17 protein-coding genes and 1 tRNA gene are annotated in these 14875 nt (G+C 61.0%); 17 read left to right on the forward strand and 1 reads right to left on the reverse strand.

The window, feature by feature from the left end; genetic code table 11:
- Positions 1 to 8: 8 nt before the first annotated feature.
- The 8 genes from EPO61_09050 to rlmB all read left to right on the forward strand — a co-directional run bounded on the left by EPO61_09050 (position 9) and on the right by rlmB (position 7095).
- Positions 9 to 1235, forward strand: a complete 1227-nt coding sequence (locus EPO61_09050) for an aspartate kinase (protein TAJ08252.1) — start codon at positions 9 to 11, stop codon at positions 1233 to 1235.
- A 7-nt stretch (positions 1236 to 1242) separates the two neighbouring features.
- Complete coding sequence (locus EPO61_09055) at positions 1243 to 2832, forward strand: citramalate synthase (protein ID TAJ08253.1); 1590 nt, start codon at positions 1243 to 1245, stop codon at positions 2830 to 2832.
- A 163-nt stretch (positions 2833 to 2995) separates the two neighbouring features.
- On the forward strand, positions 2996 to 3274 hold the full coding sequence (locus tag EPO61_09060; protein TAJ08254.1) for an integration host factor subunit alpha: 279 nt from the start codon (positions 2996 to 2998) through the stop codon (positions 3272 to 3274).
- A 55-nt stretch (positions 3275 to 3329) separates the two neighbouring features.
- Positions 3330 to 3680 (forward strand): MerR family transcriptional regulator, encoded by a 351-nt coding sequence (locus tag EPO61_09065; GenBank protein TAJ08255.1) that lies wholly within the window; start codon positions 3330 to 3332, stop codon positions 3678 to 3680.
- A 62-nt stretch (positions 3681 to 3742) separates the two neighbouring features.
- A tRNA-Pro gene (locus tag EPO61_09070) sits at positions 3743 to 3819 on the forward strand.
- Between the two features lie 207 nt (positions 3820 to 4026).
- Complete coding sequence (gene surE, locus EPO61_09075) at positions 4027 to 4860, forward strand: 5'/3'-nucleotidase SurE (protein ID TAJ08256.1); 834 nt, start codon at positions 4027 to 4029, stop codon at positions 4858 to 4860.
- Complete coding sequence (locus tag EPO61_09080) at positions 4854 to 6329, forward strand: cysteine--tRNA ligase (GenBank protein TAJ08257.1); 1476 nt, start codon at positions 4854 to 4856, stop codon at positions 6327 to 6329. The genes surE and EPO61_09080 overlap by 7 nt, the downstream gene beginning before the upstream one ends.
- Before the next feature lie 10 nt (positions 6330 to 6339).
- A complete protein-coding gene (rlmB, locus tag EPO61_09085; GenBank protein ID TAJ08576.1) occupies positions 6340 to 7095 on the forward strand; it encodes a 23S rRNA (guanosine(2251)-2'-O)-methyltransferase RlmB in 756 nt (251 codons plus the stop codon).
- On the opposite strand, the gene EPO61_09090 is transcribed toward rlmB, so the two are convergent.
- A complete protein-coding gene (locus tag EPO61_09090; GenBank protein ID TAJ08258.1) occupies positions 7082 to 7366 on the reverse strand; it encodes a response regulator transcription factor in 285 nt (94 codons plus the stop codon). The genes rlmB and EPO61_09090 overlap by 14 nt on opposite strands.
- Before the next feature lie 232 nt (positions 7367 to 7598).
- On the opposite strand from EPO61_09090, the gene EPO61_09095 reads away from it, so the two are divergent.
- From EPO61_09095 to EPO61_09135, 9 genes are all read left to right on the forward strand, one after another.
- Positions 7599 to 8384, forward strand: a complete 786-nt coding sequence (locus tag EPO61_09095; GenBank protein ID TAJ08259.1) for a prepilin peptidase — start codon at positions 7599 to 7601, stop codon at positions 8382 to 8384.
- Between the two features lie 312 nt (positions 8385 to 8696).
- Positions 8697 to 9137, forward strand: coding sequence for a hypothetical protein (locus EPO61_09100; GenBank protein ID TAJ08260.1), 441 nt, complete (start codon positions 8697 to 8699; stop codon positions 9135 to 9137).
- A 12-nt stretch (positions 9138 to 9149) separates the two neighbouring features.
- Entirely contained in the window at positions 9150 to 9653 is a 504-nt protein-coding gene (locus tag EPO61_09105; protein TAJ08261.1) for a prepilin-type N-terminal cleavage/methylation domain-containing protein, read from the forward strand.
- Between the two features lie 3 nt (positions 9654 to 9656).
- Positions 9657 to 10388 (forward strand): hypothetical protein, encoded by a 732-nt coding sequence (locus EPO61_09110; GenBank protein TAJ08262.1) that lies wholly within the window; start codon positions 9657 to 9659, stop codon positions 10386 to 10388.
- Between the two features lie 13 nt (positions 10389 to 10401).
- On the forward strand, positions 10402 to 11925 hold the full coding sequence (locus EPO61_09115; GenBank protein ID TAJ08263.1) for a hypothetical protein: 1524 nt from the start codon (positions 10402 to 10404) through the stop codon (positions 11923 to 11925).
- 261 nt (positions 11926 to 12186) lie between these two features.
- Positions 12187 to 12684 carry a type II secretion system protein GspH gene (gspH, locus tag EPO61_09120; protein ID TAJ08264.1) on the forward strand — a complete coding sequence of 166 codons (498 nt, stop codon included), beginning with the start codon at positions 12187 to 12189 and terminating at the stop codon, positions 12682 to 12684.
- A complete protein-coding gene (gene pilV / locus EPO61_09125) occupies positions 12660 to 13199 on the forward strand; it encodes a type IV pilus modification protein PilV (protein TAJ08265.1) in 540 nt (179 codons plus the stop codon). Before gspH ends, pilV begins: the two co-directional genes overlap by 25 nt.
- Positions 13019 to 14233, forward strand: a complete 1215-nt coding sequence (locus EPO61_09130; GenBank protein TAJ08266.1) for a hypothetical protein — start codon at positions 13019 to 13021, stop codon at positions 14231 to 14233. Before pilV ends, EPO61_09130 begins: the two co-directional genes overlap by 181 nt.
- Positions 14230 to 14871, forward strand: coding sequence for a hypothetical protein (locus EPO61_09135; GenBank protein ID TAJ08267.1), 642 nt, complete (start codon positions 14230 to 14232; stop codon positions 14869 to 14871). The genes EPO61_09130 and EPO61_09135 overlap by 4 nt, the downstream gene beginning before the upstream one ends.
- The last annotated feature ends 4 nt before the right edge of the window (positions 14872 to 14875 follow it).

Below are 14875 nucleotides of genomic sequence, written 5' to 3' on the forward strand. Positions count from 1 at the left end.
ACAGCCCGGTGTCCCTGATCGTCCAGAAATACGGCGGCACGTCCGTCGGCACCGTCGAGCGCATCCATCGCGTGGCCGACCGCGTGGCGGACGCCAAGAAGGCCGGGCATGACTTGGTGGTGGTCTTGTCCGCCATGAGCGGGGAGACCGACCGGCTGTTGCGTCTGGCGCAAGAAGTGACCGCCTCGCCGGACGAGCGTGAATTGGACATGTTGCTGTCCACCGGTGAGCGGGTGACGATCGCGCTGCTGGCGATGGACCTGCGCGGGCGCGGAATCAATGCGCAGTCGTTTACCGGCCGCCAGGTGGGGATCATCACGGACAGCAGCCACACCAAGGCGCGCATCGCGCGGGTGACGGCGGAGCGGATTCGGGAAGCCTTGGCCGAGGGAATCATTCCGGTCGTGGCGGGATTCCAGGGGATCAACGAACGGAACGACGTGACGACCCTGGGCCGAGGCGGGTCCGATCTGACCGCGGTCGCGCTGGCGGCCGCACTCAAAGCGGATCGGTGCGTCATCTATACCGACGTGGACGGAGTCTACACGGCCGATCCCAATATCGTGCCGTCGGCCAAGCGTCTGGACCGGGTCTCCTATGAGGAGATGCTCGAGCTGGCCAGCCTGGGCGCCAAGGTGTTGCAGAGCCGGTCGGTGGAATTCGCGGCCAAGCACGGGGTGCCGCTGGAAGTGAAATCCAGTTTCAAGGAGGGGCAGGGAACGCTTGTGGTTACCGAAGATGCCGATATGGAGCGAGTCGCGGTCTCCGGCGTGTCCGGCGATCGGAACCAAGCCAAGATCACGATCATCGGGGTTCCGGATCGTCCCGGCGTGGCGGCCAGGATTTTCGGACCGGTGGCCGAGGCCAACATCATCGTGGACATGATCATTCAGAACGTGAGCCAGGCCTCGCTCACCGACATTTCGTTCACGGTGCCGCGCGCAGACTTGCACAAGGCCGTCGGCCTGGTGCAGCGCATCGCCAAAGAGATCGAGGCCAAGTCCGTGGCGGTCACCGAGGCCATCGCCAAGGTGTCGCTGGTCGGGGTCGGGATGCGGTCCCACTCCGGCGTGGCGGCGCGGATGTTCGAGGTCCTCTCCAAGGAGGGGATCAACATCATGATGATCAGCACCAGCGAGATCAAGATCTCCTGCGTGATCGAAGAAAAATACCTGGAACTGGCCATGCGCACCCTCCACGGGGCCTTCGGCCTGGACCAGTCGCCGGCATCGTGAGGGCTGAGTGAAAGACGGGAATAAATCCGAGCGGCATCTGGAGGTCTACGACACGACTCTGCGCGACGGGGCGCAGGCGGAGGACGTCAGCTTCTCCGTGGATGACAAAGTCCGCGTGGCGCAAAAACTCGACGAGTTGGGGGTGCACTATATCGAGGGCGGTTGGCCGGGCGCCAACCCAAAGGACATCGAGTTTTTCCGGATCATCAAGACCATTCCCTTCAAGCACGCGACGGTGGTGGCCTTCGGTGCGACCCGCAAGGCCAGCAACCCGGTGCAGAAGGACCCCAACCTCCAGGCGCTGCTGACGGCTGAGACCGAGACGATCACGCTGTTCGGGAAGAGTTGGAATCTGCACGTGACGGACGCGCTCGGCATCACGCTCGCCAAGAACCTGGAACTCATCGGGGACTCGATCGCGTATTTGAAGGAGAAGGGCCGGCGGGTCTTCTACGACGCGGAGCATTTCTTCGACGGCTACAAGGCCAATCCCGACTACGCCATCGAGACGCTGCGCCGCGCGGCGGAGGCTGGCGCCGAGCGCGTGATTCTCTGCGACACCAACGGCGGCACGATGCCCTGGGAGATCAAAGACATTTGCAAAGCGGTCAAGCAGCACTGTTCGGTGCCGCTCGGCATCCATGCCCACAATGACACCGAGATGGCGGTGGCCAACTCGCTGGTCGCCATCGAAGCCGGTATCCTCCAGGTGCAGGGCACGATCAACGGGATCGGTGAACGGTGCGGCAACGCGAACCTCTGTTCGATCGTGCCCAACCTGGAACTGAAGATGAAGCGGTCGGTGCTGGGAGAGAAGCGCTTGCGGCATTTGCGCGAGGTGTCCGGGTTCGTCTCCGAGATCGCGAACCTCATGCCGAACAAACATCAACCTTATGTCGGGGACGCCGCCTTTGCGCACAAGGGCGGGGTGCACATCCACGCCGTCCAGAAAAACCCGGCCACCTACGAGCACATCATTCCCGAGAAGGTTGGGAACCGCCAGCGCATGCTCGTTTCCGACTACTCGGGCCGCAGCGGCCTGGTGGGCAAGGCTGAAGATTACGGGATCAAGCTTTCGAAAGACAATCCCAAGCTGCAGGAACTGGTGGCGACCCTGAAGGATTTGGAAAACGAGGGCTACCAATTCGAAGGCGCGGAGGGATCGTTCGAGTTGTTGCTGCGCAAGGCGGTCGGCAAGCACAAACCGTCGTTCGAATTGCTGGGGTTCCGCGTCATTGTGGAAAAACGCCATGCCAAGGAGCCGTCCATCTCGGAGGCCACCGTCATGGTCAAAGTCGGGGACGTGATCGAGCACACGGCCGCGGTCGGCGCCGGGCCGGTCAATGCGCTGGACCATGCGCTCCGCAAGGCGCTCGAAAAATTCTATCCCCAACTGGCCGAGGTCAAGTTGCTGGATTATAAAGTGCGGGTGCTGGCGGCCACCCAAGGCACGGCGGCCAAAGTGCGGGTGTTGCTCGAATCCGGCGACCACAAGGAAAAATGGGGGACGGTCGGTGTTTCGGAAAACATCATGGAGGCCAGCTGGCAGGCGTTGGCGGACAGCATCGAGTACAAGTTGATGCCGCATGAGCCCTGACCGGCGGCCGCCGCGCGGAATATTCCGGTGGGCGATGCGTCCGTGAATTTGCTTGACACCAGAGGTAACCTCACGTAATTTATGGGGAAAATTTGACGCAGTAGTCCGGACGACAAGAACGCGCACCTAAGTGGAGATTCGGAGCGTTGCCCAGGGGGAAGGCATGAGAAAGGCTGATATCGCCAACGAGATCTATGAGAAGGTTGGGGTCTCCAAGAAAGAAGCGGCGGACATCGTCGAGTTCATCTTGAATCTGCTCAAGGAAGTCCTCCACAAGGGCGAGTCGGTCAAGATCGCCGGATTCGGCAATTTTGTGGTGCGGAGCAAAGGAGCCAGAAAAGGGCGAAACCCCAGGACCGGCGAAGAGATCGGCATCACGCCGCGCCGCGTGGTCACCTTCCGGCCCAGCCAGGTGTTTAAGAAATACGTGAACCATTCCTGACGGCGGACCCCTGTTCGCCGGACTGCCGGTTGTACGGGCGACAAGAGGGTCGTTGATGGCGGCTGAGCCGAGGCTGGGCAGCAAGCTCTTCTACAAGATCGGAGAAGTCAGTGAGATCGCCAAGCTTCCGGCCTATGTCTTGCGCTTCTGGGAATCCCAGTTCGGTTTTCTCAAGCCCAAGAAAAGCCGAGGCCGGCAGCGTCTCTATGTGCAGCGTGATATCGAGACCGTCCTGGAGGTCAAGCGCCTGCTGTACGAAGAGGGGCATACGATCGAGGGTGTGAAGCGTTTCTGGGGGCGGCGGGGGCGACGTGGAGGACAACCGGTTTCTCCCCGCGAGGTGGCAAAGCGTTTGAAAGGCAAACTGCAGGCCATTCTCAGAATCATGGACTCTTACGACCGGTAACGTGATCGGACGTTCAGTCATCGTTGCCTCGGCTGGTGCCGGCAAGTTGACATCACATGGGTCGGGGCGTAGCGCAGACTGGTAGCGCACTCGCTTGGGGTGCGAGAGGTCGTGGGTTCAAATCCCGCCGCCCCGACCATACCGAGCTTGCTGAGCCGCCCGCTTCGATCAAATGCGGGCGGAGAAGTTTTTTGCCGCAAGTTAGGTTTGGAATCCAGCTTGCTGGAGCCGACCGCCTCTGAGTGAGATGGCGGTCGGAGAAAACCACAAGTTGGTCTTGTCATGTTCCTAAACATTAGATGATTCCCTGCTTTCCCCAAGCTGCCCCCTCGGCAGCTTTTTTATTATGAAAATCCTGGTCACCAACGACGATGGCATCGATTCGCCTGGCCTGCATGCGCTGGCCCAGGCCCTGCGTGTTCTGGGGGATGTTTGGGTGGTGGCGCCGGATCGGGAGCGGACGGCCGTGGCTCATGCGCTGACTTTGCACAAGCCGCTGCGCCTGAACCGATTGAAACGGCAGACTTTCTCCGTCAACGGCACGCCCAGCGATTGCGTGAACCTGGCGCTCAAAAAAGTCCTGCCGGCGCAGCCGGCCCTGATCGTTTCCGGCATCAATCGCGGCGTCAACCTCGGCGATGACGTGACCTATTCGGGCACCGTGTCGGCGGCACTGGAGGGGACCATCCTGGGTATTCCCTCGATCGCAGTGTCGCAGGAATCCGGGCGGGGCGGCGGGACCTTTCGCTTCGACGTTGCCGCGTCCTATGCGGTGCGCGTGGCCAGGGTTGTCCTGATTCATGGGCTGCCGGCCGAAACGCTGGTGAATGTGAACGTGCCGGATCGTCCGAAGAGCCAGGTCAAGGGCGTCAAGGTCACCTCGCTCAGCCGCCGATGGTTTCACGACCCTATCGTCGAGAAGGTGGACCCGCATGGGCGGAAGTACTATTGGATTGCCGGGACCAGAGTCTCGTGGGAGCGGCGAAAAGACGCGGACCATGAGGCCGTGCGGCGGGGATTCGTGTCGGTCACGCCCATTCACTTGGACATTACCAACTATGGAGCGCTCGATCAGCTCCGCCAGTGGGAGCCCATGTTGACGCGCCGAACCAGTCCGAAGGGGACCGTCAAAAAAGGCGCTGGCGTCAAGGCCGCGTTGCGGGGCAGGGACCGATGCTGAAGGTCTACAACACGCTGTCGGGCAAGAAGGAGGCCTTCGAGCCGCTCGTACCCGGCGCCGTCCGGATGTATGTCTGTGGCGTGACGGTCTACGACGAATGTCACCTCGGCCACGCGCGTAGCGCGCTCGTCTTCGACGTGGTTCGGCGCTACCTCGAACACAGCGGATTCTCCGTCACGTTCGTAAAAAACTTCACGGATGTGGACGACAAGATCATCAAGCGAGCCAATGAACTTGGCAAGCCTTGGCAGGAAATCACGGCGACGTACATCGATGCCTATTACCGCGACATGGGGCGGCTTGGCATCAAACCGGCAACCGTGGAGCCGAAGGCCACGGAACATATGGCCGAGATCGTTGAGTTGGTCTGGGCGCTGATCCAAAAAGGCATGGCCTATCAAGTGAACGGGGACGTGTATTTTCAGGTCGATCGGTATGGATCGTATGGCCGGCTCTCGAAGCGAAAATTGGACGACATGCAGGCCGGCGCCCGGGTTGAGGTGGATGAGCGCAAGCGTCATCCGATGGACTTCGCCCTCTGGAAGGGCGCGAAGCCGGGCGAGCCCTCATGGCCCAGCCCCTGGGGCCCTGGCCGGCCCGGCTGGCACATCGAATGTTCGGCCATGGCCATGAAGCACCTCGGCGAGACCTTCGACATTCACGGAGGCGGGATGGATCTCATTTTCCCGCACCACGAAAATGAGATCGCCCAATCCTGCGGCGCCACCGGAAAAGAATTCGCCCGCTACTGGCTCCACAACGGCTTTGTGCAGATCAATCAGGAGAAGATGTCCAAGTCGCTGGGGAACTTTTTCACGATCCGGGAAATCTTCGAGAAATGGGGCTACCAAGAGGCGGTTACCGCAGAGGCACTGAGATACTTCCTCCTGTCCAGCCATTATCGGAGCCCGCTGAATTTTTCCGATCAAGCATTGTTGGAAGCCAAACGAGCACTCGATGATTTTTATAATCTGTTCATGATTTTGGATGAGCCGCCCAGCAAGAAGTCGCGCGAAATATCAGACGATGACCCTCTGCGAAAGGCAGCCAAAGAGCTGCCGAAAGCGGTAAAGGACTTCCAGGAAGACTTTTGTAATCGGATGGATGACGACTTTAATACGCCCGATGCCATAGCAATGTTTCATAAGCTTTTGACGTTAATCAATATTCGTTTGGAGATAGGATTTTCAGAGGATTGTCTTAAGGCTAGAGAAACAATTCGATCTTTTGGCAAGGTACTTGGCCTGTTTCAATTGCCTGTCAGGGGATGGCAATTTCAAGACCGTGCGATCAAGCTGGAAGCCTTCCAGTTGCTTCCCGATACAGAAGTAGACCGATTGCTTGCTGAACGGATCGACGCTAGGAAACGAAAAGACTTTGTGCGTGCGGATGAAATTCGGCAAGCTCTCACAGCGCAAGGAATCACACTTGAGGACCGTCCCGATGGCACGACCCGCTGGAAGCGGTGAGTCCGACGACATCATTTTCGGGCTGCATGCGGTCCGGGAGGCGCTCCGGGCCAAGACCAGGCCGCTGATCCGGCTCTTGGTTGTGAAGCAGGATCGGCAATTCGCCGAGTTGGTGGGGTTGGCCCGCAGCGAAGGGATTCCGGTCCATGTCGAACCGCGCCCGGTCCTGGACCGTCTGGTGCCGGAGGGGCGGCATCAAGGGGTGATCGGGGTTATCTCGGCCAAAACTTATACGGACCAAGCAGATATTCTCGACTGTGCGCGGCAGCGGAGCGAAGCGCCCTTTCTGGTGGTGCTGGACGGGGTCGAGGATCCGCACAATCTAGGCGCGATCCTGAGGACGGCGGAGGGTGCCGGTGTGCATGGGGTCTTTCTTCCGGAGCGTCGTTCGGTCGGGCTCACGGGCACGGTGGCGAAAGTCTCCGCCGGCGCGCTGGAGCACCTGCGGGTCGGCCGGGCGGGCAATGTCAGCCAGTTGATCGAGGCGCTCAAGGCGGAGGGTGTCTGGGTCTATGCGCTGGATCCTCGCGCCTCCAAACCTTATACGGATTTGGACTTCCGAGGGGCCGTGGCGTTGGTGCTGGGAGGAGAGGGGAAGGGGGTGCGTCCCGGAGTGCTGGAGCATTGCGACGAGCGGGCCACGATCCCGATGCGAGGCCGTGTCGCCTCATTGAACGTCTCGGCTGCGGCGGCCATTGTCTTGTATGAAGCGGTGCGGCAACGCGGAGAGCGGCGCGGATCGTCGAAGGGGCCTAGCGGAGCTTGATCATGCCTCCCTGGATGGCCGCCTTCAGCAACTGGGCGGTGTTGGAGACGCGCACTTTCTTCATCATGTTGGCGCGATGGGCTTCCACGGTCTTCACGCTGATCTTGAGGCGTTGTCCGATTTCCTTGTTCTTCAGGCCGGTCCAAATGAGCTGAAGAATCTCGTGCTCCCGACCGGTCAGGCTCTCGGGGCGTTTGCGTGTGACAGGAGGAGTAGCCTGGGATTTTCGTTTCTTTGGGCGTTTAGTCAGGGTGGACTTCGTGGTTCCCATTGCCGCCAACTCCTCCTTAACCGAGCCAAATCTGATCGATGAGGGTAAAAGTCATGAACAATCGACAGGACAAAACGAATACGCAATAGTAACAGGAGAGGGTCGGCTTGTAAATAGAAATACCGTTCTCGAAACGTGCCCACAGCCTCTTCCCGGCTTCGGTCGCCGGGGGCTGGAGGCTGCGGATCGCGCGCGGGCGGCTCGAGGCCGGCCAATCGGGATACAATAGCCCATGGGTTCAACCCTGTTTCTCTATGCCACGGTCTGCCTGTTCGGGTCGCTGGTCGGCAGTTTTTTGAATGTTTGCATCCACCGACTCCCGCGGCGTGAATCGATCGTCTGGCCGTCTTCTCATTGTCCGACCTGTAACGCGCCGATCGCTCCCTACGATAATCTGCCGATCCTCAGCTTTCTGTTCCTCAGGGGGCGGTGCCGCGTCTGCCGCGCGCCGATCTCGCCCCGCTATCCCGTCGTCGAGGCGGTAAATGCGGCCGGTTACGGGTTGATCCTCTGGTGGTTTGGTGCCGGCTGGCCCGCGGCGGCCTATGCGGTGCTGTTTTCTTCGTTGCTCGTGATCACCGCCATCGATCTGACCCACCAGATCATTCCGGATGTGATTACCTTGCCCGGGATTCCGGTGGGGCTTGTCCTGGCGGCTACGATCCTCCCGATCAGTTTGCTGGACTCGGTCCTTGGTCTGCTAGTGGGTGGAGGGCTTTTGTGGTTCATCGCCTGGGCCAGTCCCTATCTTTTCGGGAAAGAAGGGATGGGTGGGGGAGATATCAAGCTATTGGCCATGGTCGGCGCCTTTCTGGGTTGGAAACCGACTCTCCTGACCATTATGGTGGGGGCCATGACCGGCTCGCTGGTGGGGATCAGCTTGCTCTCATTCAAGCTGCTCCGGCGCGATCAATATATACCCTTCGGCCCTTTTCTGGCTTTCGGCGCGCTGATTGCCCTGTTCTTTCACCAGGATATTTTTTCCTGGTATGAAACGCTGATGATAGGGGCACGCTAGGCGCTCGAAGTCCCGTGCCTGCTGAGTACTCTTCCCCTGTATCCAACTAGAACGAATCCGGTATCCGATTGGCCATTCGGGGCGAGGTCCATCAGCCCTTTGGTACAGCCGTTCTTTGGGCACCGGCCCATTCGTTAACTCCCAGAATAGTACGCAAGCATCGGTCAATCCTAGCTCTTGCTTAGTTCTCGCAGGACTTTCTCGCCGATTCTTCTGCAAGCCTCCGGTGCATGTCTCGTTTGGGCACGAGTCTTGGAATGGACTCCGGCTGGTTCGACAGGGAAGCGGAGAGCCAAAACCGGGGAGGATGCCATGGTGAGAAACGAACGAGGAACCAGCTTGGTTGAACTGATCGTGGTCCTCGGGTTGGCCGGCCTGCTGGCGGGCCTCGTCGGGGTCAGTGCGGTGGCGGCTGCGGCCCGCTACCAGGGCAAGGCGGTGGCAACCGAGCTGGCGGCGGAACTGCGCGCGGCGCGCTACTTGGCGTTGGTGCGGCGGGAGCGGGTGCGGGTCGTCTTCGAGCCCGAGCGGATGAAGATCCGGACGGAACCGGCGGACCGGCCGAACGAGGCGATCCGGCAGTATGACTATCAAGGCAAGGGCATTGTGTTCGAGCGCCTGTCCAATGGCCCTTCCCTGGTGTTCTACCCCAGCGGGCGGGCCGCGACCCCGGCAACCATCATCTTCCGCAACAGGCAAATGGAACGGTGGCAGCTCACCGTCAGTATGACGGGACGGGTGTCGCTCCTATAGCCCGCATTATTTATGAGAGCTAGGGACATGGCGATGATGAACATGAACGACAGAGGCTTCAGCCTGATCGAAGTCATGCTGGCGATGGTGATTCTGGCCTTTGCGGTGGTTGGCGTGATGGGTATGCATCAATGGGGCGAACAAGGGATGCAATACGGAGCCAACGGGACCAGGGCGCTGGCCATGGCGGAATCCAGGCTGGAGGCCAAACGGGCGATGCCCTGGGAAGCGCTGCTCCGGGATGATCTGGATGCCGATGGGATTGCAGAGGTCACGATGCAGGATGACGGGGAGGGAGCGGATGAACGGGCGGGCGACGGGATTTACACGGCGTCCTCCGAGGCCGGCGGCATCCGGCTGGTCTGGACCGTTCAGCCGGATCGTCCCGGGACGCTTCGGGATGCAGGCTCGGCGGTGCTGTTGGTCCATGCCAGTTTCCCGTCCGGCCAGGACCGACGGCGTGACGTCAGTCTCGGCACCATGCGGGCAAACCCGAACTATGCGGGCTCGAGGTGAGCCATGACTCATCGACTGCTTTGTAATAACCGGGGCGTCTGTCTGGCCGAATTGATGATCGCGCTGACGGCCGGAGCCGTGGTGCTGGCGGCTGCAATGCAGAGCTTGACGCATTTTGAGCGGCGGCTTTCCGCGCAGCAGGTTGCGATGGGTCGCCACCAGGACCTGCGGGTCGGGCTCTCCATCATCGAGGACGAGTTGCGTCTGGCGGATGCGGGGGCATCCGGAACGTTCTTGTTGACGGCGAATCAGCAAGAGGTGGCGTTTCTGGCCAATCTTGAGGGCGGGACGGCCGTCCTCACCGAAGCGGCGCATCCAGGACAGCTGGAACTGTGCGTGGATGGGGGCGCCGACTGGACGAAGGGCAAGCGCATCGTCTTATGCGCGGAGGACGACTGTGCGGAGACCAGACTGGCTCATGATGGCCAACGAAAAACACTTTCCGTGAGCCAGCCCCTGGATCGAGCCTTCCCGGCCGGCAGCAAGGTGTGGCAGGCCAGCTATCTGCGTTACTACCTAGGCAAGGATGGTCGGGGAAGGCCGGCTCTGATGCGTCAGGTTGATGGAGGGGCGAATCCTCTGATCGGCGAAACCTCGTCGATGCGGTTCCGCTACTTGGACAGGGATGGGAAGCCGACTGAAGAATTGAGCCTGGTGGCCAGGGTTCGCCTGGAGCTGGGGGTCGGCGGGGAGCAACGGCTCATCGTCAAGGAAGTCGGGTTGCGTGCCATCTGAGAGGAGGCGCCTGATGGGAGAGTTCACCGACAAGTCCGGCCGTTCCTTTTCTCGGACGGATGCCGATCTGAATCGGTTTCCCAGGCGTGAGCGAGGCGCCGCCCTCATCGGCGCGGTTCTGGGAGTCTTGATCCTGTCCATGGTGGGAACGGTCTCCGTCAACCTGGCCGTTCAGGAGATCGAAAGCGTGCAAGGGATGAGGGACGCGGCCATTGCCCGGCATCTGGCGGAGGCAGGAGCCGATCTCGTGACGACTTGGTTTCACAATTCCGCGGCTGAACCAGCCGGGGCAGGCGAACTGTTCAAGAAGCGATACGACCGACCGGACAGCGGCCCCTCCTTTTTCGATGCGCAGGGGCGGTCCCAGTTCACCGGCACAGCCGATCGGCCCGATCTTGTGTTCGACGCCGCGCGTGCCGCAGACCACCGGCTCTTGAATGATCCGGCATCGGGGTGGTTTCGAGGGTTGCGTGGCTTGGGAGAGGTCCGAAAGCTGAAAGTCTACGGACCCTCTCGCCCCGGCTTGCTCTGCACGGTGGCGGTGACGGCGTCGGTGGGGAAGTTGACGAAGACCCTGGCATTCCAACTGGCGGCCAACGACATGCCGTCGCTCAGGTCGGCGGTCGAAGTTGGTGTGAACGGCGAACCACAGGCCGCGGACGGACCCTTGCCTCTCTGGGTCCATTGGGGCGAGGTGCAGGTGAAGGGAGACGTCCATCTGCCCAACCGTAAACAGATTCCGGCCAAGACGTCATTGGCCTCTTTGTCCGGATGGTCCTATGCGGACATGCTGCGCCGGGAAGACCGCTGGCTGGAGATCAAAGTCGGCGGGGACGCCTACTTTCCCCCTGCTGCGCCCGGCGTTGTAACGCAGCCGGACCCGGACCCGACGAACGTCCTGCCCAGGCAAGATCCTTATCCGGGATTGCGCCTGGATCGCTGGGACTATGATCGCATGAAAAAACAGGCGCGTCGGTATGGGACCTACTATGCCATGGATCGGCAGGGCCTCCTCTATCGAAACGGGACGGTCACACCGGGGACTGGACTCAGGCCGGAGGAACTGTTCAGCTCCGAGTCCGGCGGGGACCACCCTGGGTTCGTCTTCATCGATACCCTGGATGGCCGCCAGCCGGAGCCCACCAACTTGGGGACTCTATCGCTGGAGACCGAGTACCTGGACGGAGTCTTCTTCATCAATGCCCACCTCCAACTCAAACCAAAAGGAAGCGGCCGCCCGGTATCGGCGTTCACTCCTCCTTCAGGAAGCCCGGCTGATCCGGACTGGTCTCACACGCGCGTGCCGGTTCAATTGACCGGAATCCATCTCAACGGGGTGGTGTACGCGGCGGGAGATGTCGTGGTCGAAGGGTATCCGAGAATCTATGGCGCGCTCGTCGCCGGCGGAAAATTGATGGCCGCCTCCGCATCTTCTGGTCCGGTCGAACTCTGGTACAACCACGAGCTCGCCGAGGGGCTTGTGAAAGGAATGCCCCTCGTTTCACTGGTGCCCGGATCTTTCCAGGAGCTATTCTAGCCATCCCTGCCTGAGGGAATCCCGCCTGGCCGACAGGTTCTATCCTTTCTGAGTCTCCTCGTGACGTTGACTATAGAAGGGCTATCGTGCCAAAAATTGTCAAATCTTTGCATTCCAACTGGCAGAGGTGTACCCTTCTTTTGTGTAATTTGAATTTTATAATCAAGAGGTTAGACGAAATTTGAACGTTCTCAGAAAGGGGCACAGCACTTGCTCACTTTGGTGGTGACAGGCAAGAGGTTTGCGGTGAATCGATGGGGAATGAGACCGGGGTCAGAGCAGGGATTCTCGCTTGTCGAGGTAATGACGGTCGTGGCCATCATGGCCTTGGCTACCGCCATCGCCATTCCCAGTTACCAGGCTTGGTATGCCAAGTCCAAACTCAAGTCAGCCTTGCTCGAATTGAACAGTAACATGAACGTGGCGCGGACGGTGGCGAAAAATCGCAATACGACGATCACGGTGACGGTGGCCATCACGAATGGCCAGGCCAGGGCCACCTATACGACTTCGGCCAATACCTCGGCGGCCTGCCTGGCGGATACGAGGCTCTGCGCGATAGAAACGCAAAACATGCCTACCGAAGTCACGGCGATCGGAGGGACGACCACGTTTCAATTCAATTCCCTGGGGTTGCGGGTGGGTGGGGGAACGGCCAATCAGGCACTCCAACTTATGGATCGGGCCGGGCTCACCTATGAGATTCAGGTCACGCCGGCGGGTAGGATTCGTTGGTGCACGACATCGCCCTGCCCGTAAGCGACGGACGCGATTGCGATTGGATGTGGAACGCGATGAGCTGCGGAGGCAAGAAGAGGGGACTGCAGGACCGCGGCTTCACCCTGTTGGAAGCCATGCTCGCCCTCTCGATTCTCTCGGTCGGACTGCTGGCGACGGCGGCCATGCAGGACATGGCGCTGCGCGGCAACGTGGATGCCAACGAGTTGGGGTTTGCCACGAGCCTGGCGACGGAAATGGTCGAGCGTATCCGCTACAACACCAGAAACGTGACGGCCTACAACAGCATCGACACGTCGAACAGCGCGACCAGGCCGGCCAGCACGCAAACCATGGCCCGGGGCGACTACGATCAATGGCAGGCGCGGCTGGCCGCCACGACGCAGTTGAGAAACGCCAAGGGACGGGTGACAGTCACCGCGTCAGGCCCGACGAACTTGAACCAGAGTCTGGTGGCCGTGCAAGTCACCTGGAGCGGCAAGGTGCTTACCCATACCGTGACCCTGAATACCGTCCTTATCTCGGACGCCTTATGACACGCCGCTGCGCGAGACACGCGAGACATGTGCAACCATGGTTCTCGACCGAGGGCGGTCGGGCCGAACGAGGCGCGTCGCTGGTCGAGCTGATGTTCGGCCTCGCCATTTCGATGATCGTCACGGCGGCCGGGTACACGGTGCTGGCCTCGGGGGAGAAAACCGCTCAGATCAACGACCAGACGGTGGAGCTGCAGCAGAACGGACGGATCGCGATCGAGCTGATCTCGCAGGACCTCAAGGCGGCCGGGTTCGGCATGAACGGTACCATCGGGACCTGCAACAATGCGATCGTCCCCGCCGACAACGCGCCGACGGGGGCGGACACAGGATCAGACTCGTTTTCCGTGGCCGTGCCGACCAACTTGTCGACTCTGGCTGCGGCGGCCACGGGCACCGTCAGTACGATCACTCTGGTGAGCGGCGCGGTGGCGGCCATGGCCCCGGACGGGTTCGGCACCGCCTCCACCATCTCGGTCGGCGGCATCCATACGAGCACGGTGAGCGCCATTTCGGGCGACGTGTTGACCCTGGGGACGTCCATCGCGGCCCCCGCGGTCTACCAGGCCGGGACTCAGGTCTACTGGCTGCGGTGCATCACCTATGACATTGCGACGACCACGGCCCTCTGTTCAGGGCTGACGCCCTGCCTGCGGCGTGGCGGGGTGCCGATCACGGAAGGGATTGAAGATATACAAATGGCCTATGCCTGCGACGGGTGCACCGGAACCGGGGTGCCGGATGGGGTGGTGGATGATCAAAACGCCTCCGGGACGTTCGATGCGTCGGACTTCATCTCCAACAGCGCCTGGACAACGTCTCCGATGACCCCGGACACGATCCGGCTCGTGCGGGTTACGGTGGTGGCCCGGCAGACGCGCAGCGACCTGGACTGGAAGGGCACCTCTCCCACGACGGTGGAAGACCACAATCCGACGAGCGACAGCGGGTACAACGCGTCCGACTACTCCAAGATCCGCCGGCGTATCGTCACGCGGACGATCCAGCTGAGGAATGTGGGGCTCGGATCATGAACCGACCGGCGGTCGTGGCGGAGCGGCAGGGGCGCGCGACGGGAGACGGAGTCAGGTCGCAACGCGGCATCGCCCTTATCACGGTCATGCTGCTCCTGATGATCATGACGATCGTCGGCATCATGTCCATTACGGTCACCGGTGTGGGGAATCGCATGGCCTGGTTCGGACGGACCGGCGAGTCGGGGGCCAGCGCCGCCGAAGCCTGCGTGCAGACGGCGGTGAAGATCATCCAGCAGACGATCGACGACGGCTCGCTTTCCTCTGCGTTTCTGGACAATGCCAATCCGCCGGGGCCGATCCCGTCGAGCAATAGTGCCGTCTTGCAGTCCGAGATCATCGGCGCCTCCGACAACAACAGCGATGCCTCAGGGACGGCTCCGAATACCCTCGTTACAGTGGATAATCATACGGTTCGGGGTGACATCGATCGGCTCTACGCGGTTCCGAAAGCCGGTGGGTCCCTGCAATTTGCCGGAGGCTATGAAGGAACGGCCGGCGGGGCCAGCGGCGGCGGTGTGGATATCTATTATCGGATCGACTGCACGGCGACCAACGCGGCGACTAGCACGACGAACCGGATCACAGCAATCTATGCATGTACGGCGACCGGCGAGTCCTGCCAGAAAAAGATATAGGAGG

Source organism: Nitrospirota bacterium (genome assembly GCA_004296885.1).
Classification (GTDB): domain Bacteria; phylum Nitrospirota; class Nitrospiria; order Nitrospirales; family Nitrospiraceae; genus SYGV01.

Coding starts and splice junctions, on each gene's coding strand:
- EPO61_09135 (TAJ08267.1), top strand. CDS start 14,230: ATGAACCGACCGGCGGTCGTGGCGGAGCGGCAGGGGCGCGCGACGGGA.
- EPO61_09100 (TAJ08260.1), top strand. CDS start 8,697: ATGGTGAGAAACGAACGAGGAACCAGCTTGGTTGAACTGATCGTGGTC.
- EPO61_09115 (TAJ08263.1), top strand. CDS start 10,402: ATGGGAGAGTTCACCGACAAGTCCGGCCGTTCCTTTTCTCGGACGGAT.
- EPO61_09110 (TAJ08262.1), top strand. CDS start 9,657: ATGACTCATCGACTGCTTTGTAATAACCGGGGCGTCTGTCTGGCCGAA.
- EPO61_09095 (TAJ08259.1), top strand. CDS start 7,599: ATGGGTTCAACCCTGTTTCTCTATGCCACGGTCTGCCTGTTCGGGTCG.
- EPO61_09065 (TAJ08255.1), top strand. CDS start 3,330: ATGGCGGCTGAGCCGAGGCTGGGCAGCAAGCTCTTCTACAAGATCGGA.
- EPO61_09090 (TAJ08258.1), bottom strand. CDS start 7,366: ATGGGAACCACGAAGTCCACCCTGACTAAACGCCCAAAGAAACGAAAA.
- EPO61_09060 (TAJ08254.1), top strand. CDS start 2,996: ATGAGAAAGGCTGATATCGCCAACGAGATCTATGAGAAGGTTGGGGTC.
- EPO61_09080 (TAJ08257.1), top strand. CDS start 4,854: ATGCTGAAGGTCTACAACACGCTGTCGGGCAAGAAGGAGGCCTTCGAG.
- EPO61_09130 (TAJ08266.1), top strand. CDS start 13,019: ATGGCAGGCGCGGCTGGCCGCCACGACGCAGTTGAGAAACGCCAAGGG.
- surE (TAJ08256.1), top strand. CDS start 4,027: ATGAAAATCCTGGTCACCAACGACGATGGCATCGATTCGCCTGGCCTG.
- EPO61_09105 (TAJ08261.1), top strand. CDS start 9,150: ATGAGAGCTAGGGACATGGCGATGATGAACATGAACGACAGAGGCTTC.
- gspH (TAJ08264.1), top strand. CDS start 12,187: ATGAGACCGGGGTCAGAGCAGGGATTCTCGCTTGTCGAGGTAATGACG.